A 15,115-nucleotide genomic window follows, 5' to 3' on the forward strand; every position below is an offset into this window, starting at 1 on the left:
CGTGCCAGCGGAGACTAACATCATCATTCTACATGTAGCTGCATCCAATTCCAAAAGCAGCTCATGGGAGTGAATTCTAAAATCGTCAATATCGTTCATTTTTAAAACCCGCAAACGCTCACAGTCCGCATGAACTGATATTTTTTAGACTGGGTGAGAATAAGAATGCTTCAACGGAGCGACGAACGGCGTTCGCAGGTGATTTTACTCTCGTCTTGATGCTTCCAAAAAGTGGCCAAGTATTATCGCGCTTTTGACGAGCGCAATTATAGTAAATGCAGTTTTTGCGAAAATGATCGAACACATCACACTACGCCTCAGACTGCTTCATTGCTAAATAAACCCAAGACGTAATAAAGCTTTATCTTGATCCAGCAATGACTTTACTTGCTTCACGGATCAGTTGACGCCATTCTGTAGCTGAAATGACTCCGTTATGCTCCAGTCTGTCAGCCAATTTTAACAGCTTCTCGTAATGTTCCTCGGGAGTGAAATCAATTTGCGGGCTCATAAATAGCTCGCGCCACGCTATAAGCATTTCTCGCTTATGATCAGCATGCATATAAATAGCCCCCGTTATCACTTATTAGCATTTACGTTCAAACCCGATGCATCGTCTCGTGCTGCACAATCTCAGTCACTTGCAGACGACTTCGTGTGCGCGCCCCACCCCGTTGATCCCTGCTTTAATGAGGCATTGAAGGTTGGAGGGAGAATGCGTTTTCGACGTTCGTTTTTTTTCATACCAATAATCGGTTTGCTGGGGTTCCTAGCCATTTTCGTAAACACCTGCGCCTCGACCCTCTTGAACGATCATTCGAACTATACGAGGCATTTTCTATCAGAATCATAGAAAGCGCGATTCAGCGATAGGGACGGAAACTCGGTACAGTGCGACGATTGTGCCAAATCGAGGAAATTATGGATAAAGGCGCCCCGTTGCCGGCAGACGAAGCCATACGCTTGGCAAAAGTCGCTGATTTATGCCCCTTTGAAAGTAACTCAGATGAGGTCTTCGATAAGGTCGTATCGATGACTGCAGAGTTTTTCGATGCCCCTATATCCTTGATAACCATTGTTGAACGTCACCGTCAATGGTTCCGCGCACGTGTCGGTATCGATGTCAATGAGACGCCGCGAGAAACCTCATTTTGCGCATATTCCGCTCTCACAAAGCAGCCTTTGGAGGTACTCGACGCTCGCCTTGACGATCGCTTCAAGGACAATCCCCTTGTGACAGGCCCTCCCTTTATCAGGTATTACGCAGGCGCCCCATTGATGACTGAGGATGGCCTCAGTCTTGGAAGCTTGTGCATCATAGATACAAAGCCCAGGTCTGCGCTGAATAAACGTGAAAAGTCCATGCTTGTTTATTTCGCAGAGCTTGTAATGATGCGGATAATGGGCGTCCGTGTACGAAACTTTGTCGATCAGCCGACAGGATTATTCAACAGGCTTCGACTAGAAGAAGATATTAGAGAAGTACTGCGCAACGGCGAAACTTCACAACTTGTAGCAATTGACGTACTAACACCAAAATTCCTCAATGACATGGTCAAGGCACTAGGGTACAGTTTTGCTCAAGACCTAGTGCTTGCCATCAAAGATCGATTGTTGAAATTCTTGCCTGAGCACTGTCATTTATACAAAGTAAGCCCCACGCGCTTTGGATTTATTTCCCCTGGCTTACGTCCGCTCGCCCAGCTGTGCAATCCAATAGTTGAGGACTTCAAGGAGCCTATTGAGTGCGACGGCATCCCTATACTCATGCAGGTGGGGGTGGGTGTATTAGCGTTAGAAAACAAGAATCAACTGTCCCAAGACTGGTTAAGGCTGGTTGTTAGCACCGCTGATAACGCTCGGGATCGTAAAACGGGCTGGGCGGGGTATGAAAGTAAGTTCGACGAAGCCCACCAAAGAGCGTTTATGCTCCTGAGCTATTTATCCAATGCATTGAAGTGCAACGGTCAACTGTGGCTCATGTATCAACCACAGATTGATCTGAAAACAGGACAATGTACGTGTGTAGAAGCATTATTGAGGTGGACGCACCCCGTTCTCGGACTGGTGAATCCTGCCGAGTTCATCCCACTCGTTCAAAAAACTGCCCTTATGCAGCCACTTTCGGAGTGGGTGCTTCACGAAGTCATACGTCAAGCAAAAGCGTGGCAACTGGAAGATAGACCTGTTCGAATAGCTATGAATATAACAGTTAGCGATCTTGAAAGCCCAGCCTTTGTTGACCGTGCAGAAAGCTTGCTGGAGGCATTCGATTTGGAAGCCAATAAAATAGAAATGGAATTCACAGAAAGTGAGCTGATAACCAATGCTGCCGAAGTATCTACTCAGTTGCAGCGCTTGAGGACGTTAGGCATGGAAATTTCTATAGATGACTTCGGCACAGGCTACAGCAATTGGACATATCTGCGTCAAATTCCAGCAACGACAGTTAAACTAGACCAGTCTTTGACCTCACGTTTGAATGAGGATGAAAAAAACCAACGTCTCGTAAAAACCTTAATTGAGCTTGCCGATCGATTAGATTATCGCATCGTAGCTGAAGGTATTGAGACAGAGGAGGTTCTGAGGTTAGTCAAGGAATGGGGCTGCACAGAAGGCCAAGGCTATTTGTTCGCAAAACCAATGTCTGCCGAATGCCTTGTGGCCTGGCTTGACTCACGAGCTTTACGTGATGATCAGCGCGTACTGCTAACCCGATCAGGATAGAGGCGTATCAGCAAGACTATATTTCCTGATAGCACTCTAAAACATTGCCTGCATCCGTCAGCCGCTCGCAAATGGCACTTTGAAAAAATGCAGCTATACTTTCTTAAATGAATACTTGTCTGAGCAAGCAATCATGCAAAAAAAACCGTTCATATTTACACTGGTACTAATTCTAACAATCCTCGTGACGGGGACAACGTTTTCGATTATTAGCTTGCTAGAGCGTCACTTACTGTAGAAAGCCAATTAACAGCGGTTTTACGCATGCTACCTCCCTAAAAATGGCGACAAAGATATAAAAATAAAGTCTAGCTGGGGCAAATGATGACAATAAATATCACCAACATCAGTTATTTAAGGGACACGTTTTTAGGCCCCATTTCGAAAAGTATTGAATGTGGTGTTGTGATCACGCCAATCACCCCGGGCGCTTTCCAAATACAAATTGTCGCTCCGTATCCAAGCGACTTACACAAAGCGTGCCACTTGACTATAGATACCCCATCAGGAAAGCTATCCGGCGCAATTGTTAATACTCGAAAAATACAAAATGGCAATATAGAGTTTCAAATAGATATTTAACGCAAGACAATTAAATACAAACGCTTTAGTGCAGCGTTCTCATGCGTTAACCAGTCCTCTTTGCAAAACAAGCCCCGGTTATTAGCCGGAGCTTGAATAGAGTCAAACCTCATTAAGACTTCCGCCCTCCTCCACTATGCTCTCCACCTTTTTTCCCTGCTTCAGACGCTTTTTCGCGGTCATCGGCAAAATTGCCACTGCGTCCGCTGCCTTGGCCGCCACTGGTGGATTTATCAGCGGTTTGGGATTGATGACCACCGGAAGCTTGACCTCCTTTTTTGCCCGCTTCTGAGGCCTTCTCCCGATCATTGGCAAAACTACCAGGTTTGTCCTTTCCTGAGTTAGCCATTTCTGTCACCTCACAGTTGGTATTACGAGCATTGGCTCGTTCAATTGGGAGGTTGGACGAATGTAAAAGTTTGCACGATGTTCCGTACGGAGCGACGAGCGGACACGAGCATTGGTTCAGAAAATATACCGAACATTTGGCTACTTCCGTCACATTTTTTAGCCTGCTTCTACGACTGCTGATTAACAAAAATTACTAATGTTTTACTACGCTTTGAAGAACACGACTCATTTTAGAAACGGGGGGTAAAAATGACTGAACATATCGTTCATTTTCATTGCCAGATTGACCAAAACACCTCTGAACGCTTCCGAGACTGTTGTCTTGAGGCCATTGATCAAGGCGCAACCTCTCTGCTGCTCAATCTCTCCACGTCGGGGGGAAGCACCAATTTCGGCTTCACGCTTTATACGTTCTTAAAATCTCTTCCCGTTCCACTGTGTGCCATTAACGCTGGCAATATCGAGTCAATGGGCAGCATCATGTTTCTCGCTGCTGGCAGACGAATTACGTCTCCTCACTCGCGGTTTCTCATTCATCCGATGAATTGGTATTTCAGTCAAAGCTCGGTCGACCACCAACGGCTGCGCGAGTACCTGTCGAGCCTCGATAATGACCTTGCCCGCTACGTTCAAATCTATGCTCTCGAAACGGCTGACGCTGCGACAAAACTTGATATTTTTCATTGCTTATCCGCTGAAGAAAAAGTTATCGCCGCGCATGAGTCCCTCGCCTATGGTATTGCACACGAAATGAAGCAAATGGTGTTTGCCGATGACATAAAGCATTGGAAGGTGAGTGGCGCTTAACTCCCCCCCCTCCCCACAATTTTCATGATGTATATGGCACGGCCCTGGATATACCTGGTCAAATCAGCGACTTATCCGCTAAAAAACAGCGGTACTGATCAACTGATCAAGCGTAAAGGGAGGAGGTTTTGGAATATCAGGATTGGGTTCAATGGCCCGCGATGGTTGTGACGGTGGTCGCCGCATGGCTGATTGGATCACAACGGCCAGGGCGACGGATGAGTGGATTCGTATGCTTCAGTCTAAGCAACGCACTCTGGGTGGTATGGGGGGTACACGCGGGAGCCTATGCATTGATCGTCCTGCAGATCTGTCTTTTCCTGATGAACCTTCGGGGTCTCAGGAAAAACTCGAGGGGGAAGGAAAACGAGCACTCTCAGGACTGACGATGGCCATCCAAATTCTTTTTAAAGCCTCGGGCATTCATTCCCAAAAGAATGCATTCAAGGAGAATTAGCGCATAGGCCTCGGCGTGAAGCCCCCAAATAACCCATAGCGCATTACTGAGGATGAACCCCCAAAAAGCGATCATCCGCCGGTACGCTCGTTGCGATCCGATAAACCAGGCAGAGGCTACCGTAATCACCATGGCAGGCCATTGCACGATATCGATGTAATCCATCTTGATCCCTCCAACACACGGGGCTTGTTAAATAGCGACGCCGGCACTCACATGTGGATCAAGAGCAGGTAATCCAAGGGACGAACCCAGATTGACCAGATATTCGCCAAACCCTCCACGACATTTGTAATCCTTTCGGGCGCTTGTGATGACTGGATTGGTCGCAGTCCAAACGATATGAGCACCGATCCTCTTGAGGTCAGCGACCAAGCGGACGTCCTCGTGCGCGGTCAGATGCTGGAACCCGCCGGCGTTACGGTAGGAGTCGGCACTCAGGCCAAGATTAGCGCCGTGGATATGCCGATGGTCTTCAATGAAATGGTAAAGCTTCATGTACTTCGAACGTACTAATTCACCGTGGTCATTCCAGCTATCAACCTCGACTGTCCCACAGACTGCATCGGCCTTGAATTCAATCTGGCGGGCCAACCAATCACTTGGCACTACGGTGTCGGCATCAGTAAAAGCAAGCCAATTCGCGCCGGCTGATAACAGGTGATCTGCACCGGTGGCCCTTGCCTTGCCCACGTTCTTAAAAGAAACCTCAATACCGCTGACGCCATGGGCTGAAACGATTTGCTCAGTCTGGTCGGAGCAATCGTCTAAAACGACGACTATCGAGACTGGCTGGCCTCCCAACCTCGGATGTTCAGCGGCTAACAAAATAGATGAAAGACAGGCAGTGATATGGCTCTCTTCATTATGGGCAGGTATCACCACACCGATCATAAATTATCCCCGGTTACCAGAGTTCACAGGCTCCAGCAGTCGACCATCCGATGCCCCAATAGGTTTAAAAAATTACGAGAGCGGATATACCGCCGACCGCTAGTCATTCCCAACTCTTTCTCTATGAACTTACACTCCCTGCGACTCCTCTCCCATTAACATCCAGCTGAAGTTAGGGGTAGGACATCATGAGAGCACTCACGTATCACGGCGCACGCAGCGTCAAAGTCGACACCGTTCCAGATCCGGTAATCGAGGAAAATGACGACATCATTCTTCGGGTCACCGCGACCGCGATTTGCGGATCTGACCTTCATCTTTATCGAGGAAAAATTCCAACCGTCGAGCATGGCGATATCTTCGGCCATGAGTTCATGGGGATCGTCGAGGAGACAGGCTCAGCGGTGACCGCCGTCCAACCAGGCGACCGAGTGGTAATTCCCTTTGTAATCGCCTGCGGCAGCTGTTTCTTCTGCGCAATGGATCTCTTCGCGGCCTGCGAAACGACCAATACGGGGCGAGGAGCGATCATAAATAAAAAGGCGATACCACCAGGAGCCGCGCTGTTCGGCTTCAGTCATATGTACGGCGGCGTTCCTGGCGGACAGGCCGAGTACGTGCGCGTACCGAAAGCCAACACCGGGCCCTTTAAAGTGCCAGGGACGTTGTCGGACGAAAAGGTTCTTTTCCTCTCCGACATCCTCCCGACTGCGTACCAGGCCGTAACGAATGCAGGGATTGGTAATGGCTCCAGCATCGCCATCTATGGTGCAGGCCCCGTTGGTTTGTTGAGCGCCGCCTGTGCAAGGATGCTCGGTGCCGACCAAATTTTCATGGTGGATCACCACCCCTATCGCTTGGCTTACGCGCAGAAAACGTATGGTGTAATTCCGATCAACTTCGATGAAGACGATGATCCTGCAGATACGATCATTCGGCAAACCAAAGGAATGCGGGGCGTTGATGGCGTCGTGGATGCGGTCGGGTTTGAAGCAAAAGGCAGTACGACGGAAACAGTTCTCGCGACACTCAAGCTTGAGGGCAGCAGCGGTAAGGCTTTACGTCAGTGCATCGCCGCCGTTCGGCGCGGTGGCATTGTCAGTGTTCCTGGCGTTTACTCAGGGTTCATCCATGGCTTCCTGTTCGGAGACGCATTCGACAAGGGGCTGACCTTCAAAATGGGTCAGACCCATGTTCATCGCTTCCTACCTGAGCTCCTCGACCACATCGAAACTGGTCGTCTATCACCGGAAATCATCATCAGCCATCGCATGTCACTGGAACAGGCCGCTGAGGGATATAAAATCTTTGATAAAAAAGAAGAGGACTGCCGAAAGGTCATTCTGACACCTGGCAATAGCGACGTGGTTTTGCCAGAACACGATGTCAACGCAACGGTGTTGGCCACCTAGGTAGGTTGAAAAAGGAAGGACGTGAAGAATCGACGTTTACCGAAAGCTTCCGTCCTTTTTCATCTGCATTAGAGCCAAACTGATTGCGGTCGAGTGATCTCCCCGTCACCAACCCCCTGTACGTTTGAGTTGCTGGCCCAAAACTGTGATCAGGATCATCAAAACTACAAGAACTGAAAAAGACAGGGTGCTCAATCACGAATACATTTGGGTGCTGACTCATCTTAAGCCGCCTGCTAGGCATGGCCAAAGGATTCTCTGATTGAACGTACAGTGGGAAGGTTTCCTCCCTATCGAGGGATCAGTACTGGTCATAGAAGACGATCCGACGCTGAAAGCTTTGATGGTAGAAATCGTATCCGGAGTCGGAGGGAAGGTAATCTCGTTTGAGACTGCCGATGACGCACTCAGCTATCTGCTCCAAACTCCTGACAGTTGTCGTTTGGTGATCGCAGACCATGGCGTACCAGGCCAAATCCAAGGGATTGAATTCATCGAAATGGTGACCAGTCGATGGCCTTCAATTTCCGCGATCCTAACATCCGGGTATCAAATCGGTGCTGGGGCTATACCCGCTTGCAGCATCTATCTTCACAAACCATGGTCATTGGATGATTTCGTCGTTGCTATGGCAACCTTGCTGCAGTCGGGCATCCCGATTTGTAAAGCCTAATTCTGGGGTGGGTGATGTCAGGAGGTTGGGTTGGAAGGATTACGCCCCATCAGCAAGAGTTTGGTCATTGCTTCCTCTATCTCATCAGCGGCACCGTGCTTGTGCTCAGGTAGTGACCAAAGCCAGTGACGACCGGCCACCAATCCACCCACTGCTTCTGCGCATAACGCATCACAGCTAACACCCATTTTTGTCGCTGATGCGATGACCGCCAAAAGAGCCTGTTCGAGTTGCTGAGTTCTATGAGAGGACACAAGACCGGCTTCCTGAAAAATGAAGCCATTATTAGTCGATATCAGTTTGATATCAAAGATGATCGGTCAGGCTAATCATTGATGCATTGATGCGCTCATTCCCCCTCGCCCTGCACTTTCAAAACTGGCTTTTCGTAAATCCATCTCGCTGCGAAGCTCGCCTACCAGGTTAGCAATCGCGCGAATGGAGGTAAGCGGTGTCACCGCTACCCCCGTGACCAATAACTCAACACTACCTGAGACAGGTTCAGTGATCGTGATCATTAGCGAACCATCCATGTTCGGCTTGCACGTGCAAGACAATGGCAGGAAAGCACATTCGATGATGTTGCGAAGCTGAAGAGCAGAGATCATCGAATTCGTACCGAAGCAGTGTTCATAGATCGTCCAAATGAGGAGTCAAAAATTCCAGAAGGCATCACTCGACAAGAGCATTTCTGGATGACTTGACTGAAATGCTCCACCATCGCCAGCGTTGCAAACCGTGTCTTGAAAAAAAAGCACATCGTTCTGACCGCTCTAAAACGCTGACGTTCAGGGTATTGAAGAGAGAGCGGCCCGATTTCGAACGCAAAAGACCAGCCGAAAAAATGTGCTCAGCGGAAGCATGCAAAATATTGGAATTATTTCCGGGAGCACCACTCTTTTGGCTATCAGCGTACGGAGAAAGTCATGAGCCAAACGGATATTTTTGTCATCGATTACAAACATCACGGGCAGCCAAAATCATTTGTCATTCGAGCCAAAACAATGCGAAACGTCGATGCGTGGCACTGGGCAAGTTGTGATGCGGGGCTAGCACCCGTTCCAAAACCTGGTAAGCCTCCATTGAAGGTCGTCTCGAAACCTCAAGCCGAACGCTTCGGAGTGACAGAAGTGAGATGGCGTGAAACCGCGATCTTGGAGTGGAATGAGGTATAGACAGGTCTTTGGCCGTCCCGACACGCCAACGAGCCATTGGGCCAAAGAGGTAAATTTCGATGCTCAAGCAAATTGGAAAAACGGAAATCCGCGCCATTCATCGTGCCAGTTGCCATTGCGGCGCAGTGATCCTGGAGATCCACTTGCCGAACGGCATTCCTTCGCCCCACCGGTGCGATTGTTCCTTCTGCAAAAGAAAAGGCGCTATCGTTTCGGCTGTTCCGGCCTCAGACATAAAGGTAATACGAGGTGAAGCTGCGCTTCGACGTTATCAATTTGGCAAGCAAATGGCCGAGCACTTTTTCTGTGGCAACTGCGGTATCTACACGCACCATCGACGGAGCACCAACCCGGAGGAGTTCGGGTTCAACGTTGGATGTCTGGAGGGTATAAACCCCTACGATCTGAACGATGTCCCTGTCGAAGATGGAGGCCCTTGGCAAACACCCTGATCGGATGCTGTAACGATCGTCATGCACCTGGATTGGTGACTTGGATGTAGATTGCCCAAATGGCAAGTAATACCCAAAACGCTGCAAATATCCACGGAGTACGTACTGAAAAAAGCAGCGCCTGACGGTATCCCTTATGGCTGGATTCTCGCTCACAAAACAAAGGCGATTCATCATAGGCCAACCCCATCACCGGTTCACTTCTCAGCAGTTCGCTCTGCTTGTAATACCAATGATCGATGATGTCATACGCTGCGCGGATGCCGGGCCAAGCATTCAATGAACTGAGAATGCCCAGAAGCGCCAAGAAGGGAGGCACCACTAGCGTAAATAACTTGCCCCATTCAGGGTTGCTATTGGCCATGCAAGAGGCAAACGCGATCACCAAAAACGATTGCGCCGTCAGGTACGCGTTTGTTCGATTGGACAAGATGGCGGTTTCGTACTGGATCTCTCGACGGTAGAAATCGAGGCGTTCTTTGGGAGACCCAAACATCTTTGCGTCGCGCGCTGTGAGGTCAGTATCGCTTACTTGAGAGGTCAAGATTCTCGGCAAACCGGCGTTGTCCTGAAGAAAGGGGTGGAAAACTGATTCCATGAAAAAACGGTGACGATGTTGCCACCGCCACCGAGGGTCAGATCTCGATATGTCGGTAGCTAGCCTTTCTTTTCCAGAGTCGCGGCTTGATTACCACCTTGCTCGGCAATCTTGCTAAGTTTTTCGTCGGCTCCTTTCTCCTCAACGAGTGTGGCAGCCAACAGAGATGCTGCATCATCGAGTTTTAGATGCTTCGCCATCGCTATCAAGGTGCCATAGGCCGCAATTTCGTAATGCTCCACCTTTTGCGCTGCGCCGATCAATGCGGCATCGAGCACAGCCCCTTTGTCGATTTCTTCCAGCAGCTCCTTCGACTCTTCAACCAAGCCTTCCATCGCGACGCATTTCATGCGCTTGAGTTTTATTCCAGTCAATTCCACGAGCTGATCAATGCGTTCAATCTGCCCATGTGTTTCTTCCAAGTGAGAGGTGAACGCCTCCGCCAACAACGGGTTGGTCGCAGCCTTCGCTAAGCGTGGCAGTGCTTTGGTAATCTGTTTTTCCGCGCTGTAAACATCGGACAGCTCGTGAATAAACAAATCGTCGACAGTTTTTCTAGCCATTTTCAAACTTCCTTTTGGTCAATATGGCGTCGCCCAAAATGGCGTTCGCATTGGATCACCCTGCAAGTAAAACTGGCCGTGCATGGAGACTGACTCGCCTTAGAGAAAAGGTGTTCAGAAAATCTTCGAAATGCCGGATGGGAGGTACAGGGTCAACCCAAAGCCGTATCGAGAAACATCATGACCCCGAACCCGAGCATCAACCCGAGGGTTGCAGGTGTTTCATGACCATTGCGATGGGTCTCAGGAATGACCTCGTGCGACACCACGAAAATCATTGCGCCCGCCGCTAAACCAAGTGCTATGGGATATCCCAATGCGAAGGTGCTTGAAATCCCCAAGCCGACGATGGCTCCCATGGGTTCCATCAACCCTGAGCCCACCGCAATCAGTGACGCGCGCAGTGCTGAAATGCCTGTCACCCGCAATGCCAAGGCAACCGCCAGGCCTTCGGGAATGTCTTGAATGGCGATGGCCGTTGTCAGCGGCAGTCCTACCTTCATATCGCCGTTAGCGAAACTCACCCCTATGGCCATCCCTTCTGGCAAGTTATGCAGCGTGATCGCCAAAACGAACAGCCAAACGCGATTGATGCGCTGTGCCTCGGGCCCACGGCGGCCGCTTTTCTCATGTTCGTGAGGTATGAAGCGATCCAGGCCGACCATCAGCGCGACCCCCAATCCCAATCCTGCGACGACCACGCTGGCTGCGAGCAGCTGGTTTCCGCAGAGTGCCTGGGCGGCTTCGATACCCGGAATAATGAGCGAAAATGAACTGGCGGCCAGCATCATACCGGCGGCAAAGCCGAGCATGATGTCTTGCGTTCGGGCCGCTATATCGCGCAATGCAATCGCTAACACCGCGCCTATGGCCGTCGCAGCGAAGCCCGACAACCCGCCAAGGAATGCAAAGTGCAGATTTTGTTTATTGGCACCGACAAAGGCGCCATACCCACTGATTAACAGCAGGACTGTCACGCCAATTAGAATTGACCAAAAGGCTAGCCCGCCCCATCCGGATCCTGAAAACCGGGTGAACCAGGAGCGATGTGGTGCGCCTGTTGAGGTCAACGGCTCAGACATCGCAGCCTCCTATTTTCCTGAGCCGATTTTGTCAGTGGATGCGGAGAGTGATTTCAAGAACTGCTTGGACACACGCTGTGCGTCACGTTCATAGGCGATGCCGGTGGCATAGAACATCTCAGGCGCAATCGGATTCCGGTGCGCCGATTTTTTAGTAACCATGATGTGAATCCTCTTCGAATTAGATGGCGAACCGCACGCCAGATGGCGTGCGGTCTCCTTATCAGGGTTGTGGATCGCCTTGCACGCCCGCCCCCAAGTCCGCGCCCGTGATCGGATTGCTATCTGGGTCGGACATCGTCCTGGCTTTCATATCCATGAGCAGCGCTTCATCCTCGGCGCTCAATTGCACCGTCGCCGTGCCGTCGCCTCCATCCACAGCGGGCGCTGGATTTTCTACGAACTCCCAGTCCTCCCCTTCGTTCCAAGGGCCGCGCGTGCTGCCTTCGCCCTGAGACATGTTGAAGTAAACGTTGGTGAACTCCGGCATACCCGGCAGTTTGCCCTGAGGGAAATTAGGCTGGATGGCGTGCAGCGCTTTTTCAAAAGACAGTTGATGGGCGATTTCACGCGTCATCAGAAATCCGAGAGCCTCCCTGACACCCGGGTCATCTGTGACATTCATCAAACGCTCGTAGACGATTTTCGCTCTGGCCTCAGCGGCAATATTGGAGCGCATGTCTGCAGTGGGTTCGCCGATGGTATCGACGTAAGCCGCCGACCAAGGAACGCCTGCCGAGTTAGTCAAAGGAGCGCCGGCGCCGTACAACAGACTTGTGATGTGGGAATCGTTGCCGGCTCCGTTGATGGCGCGATACAGCTCGCCCTCTTCTTCGACACCTTCGGCCATTTGTCCTTTGGCGCCCTTGTTCAACATCACGATAATCGACCCGACGATCTCAAGGTGGCTGAGCTCCTCGGTAGCAATATCCATCAGCAGATCCTTCCTGCCCGGATCATCTTCTGCCAATGCCTGCGTGAAGTAGCGCGAAGCTGCAGCGAGTTCCCCTTGGGCTCCCCCGAATTGTTCCAGTAAAAGGTTGGCTAACCCCGGATTGGGCTGAGCAACGCGCACCGTGTATTGAAGTCGTTTGTTATGTAGAAACATGACATTCTCCTCAGGCGAATCAGGGCTGCGGTTCACCCGGCAAGAGACCGAATGCCAACCCACATTCATCTGAAGCAAATGCACCGGGGTTAATTTCAAAAACCTTTCGCCCTATCGACCAACGGGTGCTGCTTACCCTTTGCAGTGTTCAGGCGACGACGGCCCTTCCTTGATTCCACGAGGCCCTGCGACACCCCAAACGATTAGCCCGATGACCGGGAAGACGATAAGCCCGATAGCCCAAGCGGCTTTGATCCCGACCGTCTTGTCGCTGCGGAACACGCTGACGATGGCCCATAGATCAACGAGCAAAATGATCACCGCGACGGCGATCGCGAAATAGCTGGAAGCTTGCGACATGATTAAGCACTCCTCTGACTGATAATGCTTAGGCTCCACGCAACCAAAGGTGTTCGGGTAATCTCGCCAATCGAAACCATCGAGTCAGTCTTCCTGGGCAATCACGGAGATCTTGCCGTTGCGCTCAAGGATTGCGAACTTGATCTCTTCGAGCGTCTCGATACCCTGGCTAGAACGTGCAGCCTCCATTACATCCGCTTCTAACAATCGCGCCCGACGAAGGCGTTCGTGGAGAAGTTTTCCGTTTTCAACGATGATCGTTGGCTCGCCATCAATAAGCCGAGAGATCCAACCCGAACGCTGTTTGAGCAGGGACAGCCCCACGTCGATGGCGATCAGGGTCACGATGACAATCATGGAATTGGTCAGCGAAAAATCATCGCCCAAAAGCGCTTGCTGAGTCGCCTCGCCGATCATCATCAACAGAACGAAATCGAACGTGGTCAGCTCCGCCAAGGAACGCCGTCCAGCGATTTTAAATAGCACCATCAGTGCCAAATACATGACACCCGCACGTAACACCGAATCCATAAGTCACCTAAGGGAAAATGAACTGATCAAGCTTTACGCCGCTGGTACCTGGAGAAGCGACTTGACTGCGGAAAAAACCGAGGCCATCCCCACGCAGTGTGATGTACAGCGTTGCCTGACCTCCAAGGTCGGTCTGCAGCCAGAGTTTGATACCCTGGGAGGAGCTTCTTGCGCGCAGAGGTTCAGGTTGCAACGTTTCGATACTAAAGCCATCCAACAACTGGCCTGCAAACTCCAGTTCCACTGCCGAGTCCGGCGTAGCATTTACAGTGATTTTCATGGAGTTGGTGGATCCGTTTCGATGGAACATTTCATATTCCACCCTGAGCCTGCCCTCCTCACTTCGCACGTCTTTTGAACTGATCAAACCTCTCGAAAAAACGCCCCCCAAGCTCATCACTACAACCAACATCAACACGTACCAGCCCACGCGCTCGAATCGCCAGACTTTCAGTTGAAAAGCCATGTCTTCTTGTATCGGATATTTCCGACTGCGCAGTTCCGAGTGGTCGCGATCATCTCTCATCGGCCTCACCTTTCTTGCCCTGCAAGACGCGTTGATGAAAATGCACTAACCACTTCAAGGCATATTCGGTGGCTTGCCTCTGCACGTCGCAGCGTCCGCCAGAAAACAAATGCTGGTGACTGAACACGTGACATTGATTTGCGATTTGGAAGGCCCATGCAAAGCAAATTGTGCCAGCCGGGATACCGTCGACATCCTCCGGCCCAAGAATGCCGGTTGTAGCGATAGCGGCATTGGCGGTGCTGTCGCGCAATGCACCCGTCGCCATCTCTCGTGCGACTTGCACGCTAGTCAGATTGAAGACCTCGATGGTCTGCGGATTCACATGCAACAAGCGCTGCTTAGCCTGTGGAGAATAAACAACGTAACCGCACTCAATGAAGTTGCCGCTGCCTTCGACCTCGGATAAAGGCGTCACGATCTTGCCTGCGGTGCATGACTCAGCTGTGGTGAGCACCAAAGCATTGGTACGCAGATATTGAACAGTATCGTCAACGATAGACATGAGTTGCTTGACCTCAGTGTTAACCCTCACCGGTAACTGAATGCACACACGTTCGTCTAGATGAATTCGCAAAACGCGCATCCGGCATCTCAGCAGATCCAACCAATCCATTTCGCCGGCCTGGCGCGGCAGCGCATCGGATGCTGACCCATACGTGTTATTCAACCTTCAAAAGCACATTGCCAAAACATCCAACGCCAGCAACCTTAATAGCTGTAAGGTAACAACCTAATCTCGCTGGATCTCATCACATTACCAACCTCTTCCCGGTGGAGCTCTCGACTTCGAGGAAGTTTCAACCGTTTGGTGAGA

21 protein-coding genes are annotated in these 15,115 nt (G+C 50.7%); 7 read left to right on the plus strand and 14 right to left on the minus strand.

What is annotated here, in order from left to right:
* Positions 1-361: 361 nt before the first annotated feature.
* Positions 362-511, minus strand: coding sequence for a hypothetical protein (locus tag ACVVH8_RS14470; RefSeq protein WP_475230986.1), 150 nt, complete (start codon positions 509-511; stop codon positions 362-364).
* A gap of 410 nt (positions 512-921) precedes the next feature.
* On the opposite strand from ACVVH8_RS14470, the gene ACVVH8_RS14475 reads away from it, so the two are divergent.
* Positions 922-2,727, plus strand: coding sequence for a sensor domain-containing phosphodiesterase (locus ACVVH8_RS14475; RefSeq protein WP_475230988.1), 1,806 nt, complete (start codon positions 922-924; stop codon positions 2,725-2,727).
* 694 nt (positions 2,728-3,421) lie between these two features.
* Here the strand turns inward: ACVVH8_RS14475 and ACVVH8_RS14480 are convergent.
* The gene (locus ACVVH8_RS14480) at positions 3,422-3,658 is read right to left on the minus strand and encodes a con-10 family general stress protein (RefSeq protein WP_475230990.1); all 237 of its coding nucleotides are present in this window, start codon (positions 3,656-3,658) and stop codon (positions 3,422-3,424) included.
* A 251-nt stretch (positions 3,659-3,909) separates the two neighbouring features.
* On the opposite strand from ACVVH8_RS14480, the gene ACVVH8_RS14485 reads away from it, so the two are divergent.
* Both ACVVH8_RS14485 and ACVVH8_RS14490 read left to right on the plus strand, forming a co-directional pair.
* Entirely contained in the window at positions 3,910-4,467 is a 558-nt protein-coding gene (locus ACVVH8_RS14485) for an ATP-dependent Clp protease proteolytic subunit (RefSeq protein WP_475230992.1), read from the plus strand.
* 128 nt (positions 4,468-4,595) lie between these two features.
* Positions 4,596-4,853 carry a hypothetical protein gene (locus tag ACVVH8_RS14490; RefSeq protein WP_475230994.1) on the plus strand — a complete coding sequence of 86 codons (258 nt, stop codon included), beginning with the start codon at positions 4,596-4,598 and terminating at the stop codon, positions 4,851-4,853.
* On the opposite strand, the gene ACVVH8_RS14495 is transcribed toward ACVVH8_RS14490, so the two are convergent.
* Both ACVVH8_RS14495 and ACVVH8_RS14500 read right to left on the minus strand, forming a co-directional pair.
* Positions 4,844-5,089: a hypothetical protein gene (locus tag ACVVH8_RS14495; RefSeq protein ID WP_475230996.1), complete on the minus strand. Its 246-nt coding sequence runs from the start codon at positions 5,087-5,089 to the stop codon at positions 4,844-4,846. The two genes, ACVVH8_RS14490 and ACVVH8_RS14495, sit on opposite strands and share 10 nt — an antisense overlap.
* 27 nt (positions 5,090-5,116) lie before the next feature.
* Positions 5,117-5,818: a glycosyltransferase family 2 protein gene (locus tag ACVVH8_RS14500; RefSeq protein ID WP_475230998.1), complete on the minus strand. Its 702-nt coding sequence runs from the start codon at positions 5,816-5,818 to the stop codon at positions 5,117-5,119.
* Positions 5,819-6,006: 188 nt separating this feature from the next.
* Between ACVVH8_RS14500 and ACVVH8_RS14505 the strand changes: the two genes are divergently transcribed.
* Both ACVVH8_RS14505 and ACVVH8_RS14510 read left to right on the plus strand, forming a co-directional pair.
* Positions 6,007-7,230, plus strand: coding sequence for a zinc-dependent alcohol dehydrogenase (locus ACVVH8_RS14505; protein ID WP_475231000.1), 1,224 nt, complete (start codon positions 6,007-6,009; stop codon positions 7,228-7,230).
* A gap of 262 nt (positions 7,231-7,492) precedes the next feature.
* Entirely contained in the window at positions 7,493-7,903 is a 411-nt protein-coding gene (locus ACVVH8_RS14510; RefSeq protein ID WP_475231002.1) for a response regulator, read from the plus strand.
* Positions 7,904-8,232: 329 nt separating this feature from the next.
* Here ACVVH8_RS14510 and ACVVH8_RS14515 read toward each other — a convergent pair whose 3' ends face one another.
* Positions 8,233-8,511, minus strand: coding sequence for a DUF1652 domain-containing protein (locus tag ACVVH8_RS14515; protein WP_475231004.1), 279 nt, complete (start codon positions 8,509-8,511; stop codon positions 8,233-8,235).
* A 318-nt stretch (positions 8,512-8,829) separates the two neighbouring features.
* Here ACVVH8_RS14515 and ACVVH8_RS14520 point away from each other — a divergent pair, with 318 nt between their 5' ends.
* Entirely contained in the window at positions 8,830-9,078 is a 249-nt protein-coding gene (locus tag ACVVH8_RS14520) for a DUF6555 family protein (protein WP_475231006.1), read from the plus strand.
* Positions 9,079-9,137: 59 nt separating this feature from the next.
* Positions 9,138-9,530: a GFA family protein gene (locus ACVVH8_RS14525; protein ID WP_475231008.1), complete on the plus strand. Its 393-nt coding sequence runs from the start codon at positions 9,138-9,140 to the stop codon at positions 9,528-9,530.
* A gap of 19 nt (positions 9,531-9,549) precedes the next feature.
* Here ACVVH8_RS14525 and ACVVH8_RS14530 read toward each other — a convergent pair whose 3' ends face one another.
* The 9 genes from ACVVH8_RS14530 to ACVVH8_RS14570 form a co-directional block, all read right to left on the minus strand.
* A complete protein-coding gene (locus ACVVH8_RS14530; RefSeq protein ID WP_475231183.1) occupies positions 9,550-10,086 on the minus strand; it encodes a RipA family octameric membrane protein in 537 nt (178 codons plus the stop codon).
* A 101-nt stretch (positions 10,087-10,187) separates the two neighbouring features.
* Entirely contained in the window at positions 10,188-10,691 is a 504-nt protein-coding gene (locus tag ACVVH8_RS14535) for a YciE/YciF ferroxidase family protein (RefSeq protein ID WP_475231010.1), read from the minus strand.
* A 152-nt stretch (positions 10,692-10,843) separates the two neighbouring features.
* Complete coding sequence (locus ACVVH8_RS14540; protein WP_475231012.1) at positions 10,844-11,773, minus strand: ZIP family metal transporter; 930 nt, start codon at positions 11,771-11,773, stop codon at positions 10,844-10,846.
* A 9-nt stretch (positions 11,774-11,782) separates the two neighbouring features.
* On the minus strand, positions 11,783-11,935 hold the full coding sequence (locus ACVVH8_RS14545; protein WP_475231014.1) for a hypothetical protein: 153 nt from the start codon (positions 11,933-11,935) through the stop codon (positions 11,783-11,785).
* 61 nt (positions 11,936-11,996) lie between these two features.
* A complete protein-coding gene (locus ACVVH8_RS14550; protein ID WP_475231016.1) occupies positions 11,997-12,881 on the minus strand; it encodes a manganese catalase family protein in 885 nt (294 codons plus the stop codon).
* A gap of 132 nt (positions 12,882-13,013) precedes the next feature.
* A complete protein-coding gene (locus ACVVH8_RS14555) occupies positions 13,014-13,241 on the minus strand; it encodes a PLD nuclease N-terminal domain-containing protein (protein ID WP_475231018.1) in 228 nt (75 codons plus the stop codon).
* An 84-nt stretch (positions 13,242-13,325) separates the two neighbouring features.
* Positions 13,326-13,772: a DUF421 domain-containing protein gene (locus tag ACVVH8_RS14560; protein ID WP_475231020.1), complete on the minus strand. Its 447-nt coding sequence runs from the start codon at positions 13,770-13,772 to the stop codon at positions 13,326-13,328.
* Between the two features lie 7 nt (positions 13,773-13,779).
* Positions 13,780-14,298 carry a hypothetical protein gene (locus tag ACVVH8_RS14565; protein ID WP_475231022.1) on the minus strand — a complete coding sequence of 173 codons (519 nt, stop codon included), beginning with the start codon at positions 14,296-14,298 and terminating at the stop codon, positions 13,780-13,782.
* Positions 14,288-14,803, minus strand: coding sequence for a CinA family protein (locus tag ACVVH8_RS14570; RefSeq protein WP_475231024.1), 516 nt, complete (start codon positions 14,801-14,803; stop codon positions 14,288-14,290). Before ACVVH8_RS14570 ends, ACVVH8_RS14565 begins: the two co-directional genes overlap by 11 nt.
* Positions 14,804-15,115: the final 312 nt, after the last annotated feature.

Source organism: Pseudomonas trutticola BRTCR10, assembly GCF_056155105.1.

Bases quoted from the DNA above. Each gene is read 5' to 3' on its own strand.
- ACVVH8_RS14470 (WP_475230986.1), bottom strand. From the start codon at position 511: ATGAGCCCGCAAATTGATTTCACTCCCGAGGAACATTACGAGAAGCTG.
- ACVVH8_RS14475 (WP_475230988.1), top strand. From the start codon at position 922: ATGGATAAAGGCGCCCCGTTGCCGGCAGACGAAGCCATACGCTTGGCA.
- ACVVH8_RS14480 (WP_475230990.1), bottom strand. From the start codon at position 3,658: ATGGCTAACTCAGGAAAGGACAAACCTGGTAGTTTTGCCAATGATCGG.
- ACVVH8_RS14485 (WP_475230992.1), top strand. From the start codon at position 3,910: ATGACTGAACATATCGTTCATTTTCATTGCCAGATTGACCAAAACACC.
- ACVVH8_RS14495 (WP_475230996.1), bottom strand. From the start codon at position 5,089: ATGGATTACATCGATATCGTGCAATGGCCTGCCATGGTGATTACGGTA.
- ACVVH8_RS14500 (WP_475230998.1), bottom strand. From the start codon at position 5,818: ATGATCGGTGTGGTGATACCTGCCCATAATGAAGAGAGCCATATCACT.
- ACVVH8_RS14505 (WP_475231000.1), top strand. From the start codon at position 6,007: ATGAGAGCACTCACGTATCACGGCGCACGCAGCGTCAAAGTCGACACC.
- ACVVH8_RS14515 (WP_475231004.1), bottom strand. From the start codon at position 8,511: ATGATCTCTGCTCTTCAGCTTCGCAACATCATCGAATGTGCTTTCCTG.
- ACVVH8_RS14520 (WP_475231006.1), top strand. From the start codon at position 8,830: ATGAGCCAAACGGATATTTTTGTCATCGATTACAAACATCACGGGCAG.
- ACVVH8_RS14525 (WP_475231008.1), top strand. From the start codon at position 9,138: ATGCTCAAGCAAATTGGAAAAACGGAAATCCGCGCCATTCATCGTGCC.
- ACVVH8_RS14535 (WP_475231010.1), bottom strand. From the start codon at position 10,691: ATGGCTAGAAAAACTGTCGACGATTTGTTTATTCACGAGCTGTCCGAT.
- ACVVH8_RS14540 (WP_475231012.1), bottom strand. From the start codon at position 11,773: ATGTCTGAGCCGTTGACCTCAACAGGCGCACCACATCGCTCCTGGTTC.
- ACVVH8_RS14545 (WP_475231014.1), bottom strand. From the start codon at position 11,935: ATGGTTACTAAAAAATCGGCGCACCGGAATCCGATTGCGCCTGAGATG.
- ACVVH8_RS14550 (WP_475231016.1), bottom strand. From the start codon at position 12,881: ATGTTTCTACATAACAAACGACTTCAATACACGGTGCGCGTTGCTCAG.
- ACVVH8_RS14555 (WP_475231018.1), bottom strand. From the start codon at position 13,241: ATGTCGCAAGCTTCCAGCTATTTCGCGATCGCCGTCGCGGTGATCATT.
- ACVVH8_RS14560 (WP_475231020.1), bottom strand. From the start codon at position 13,772: ATGGATTCGGTGTTACGTGCGGGTGTCATGTATTTGGCACTGATGGTG.
- ACVVH8_RS14565 (WP_475231022.1), bottom strand. From the start codon at position 14,298: ATGAGAGATGATCGCGACCACTCGGAACTGCGCAGTCGGAAATATCCG.
- ACVVH8_RS14570 (WP_475231024.1), bottom strand. From the start codon at position 14,803: ATGTCTATCGTTGACGATACTGTTCAATATCTGCGTACCAATGCTTTG.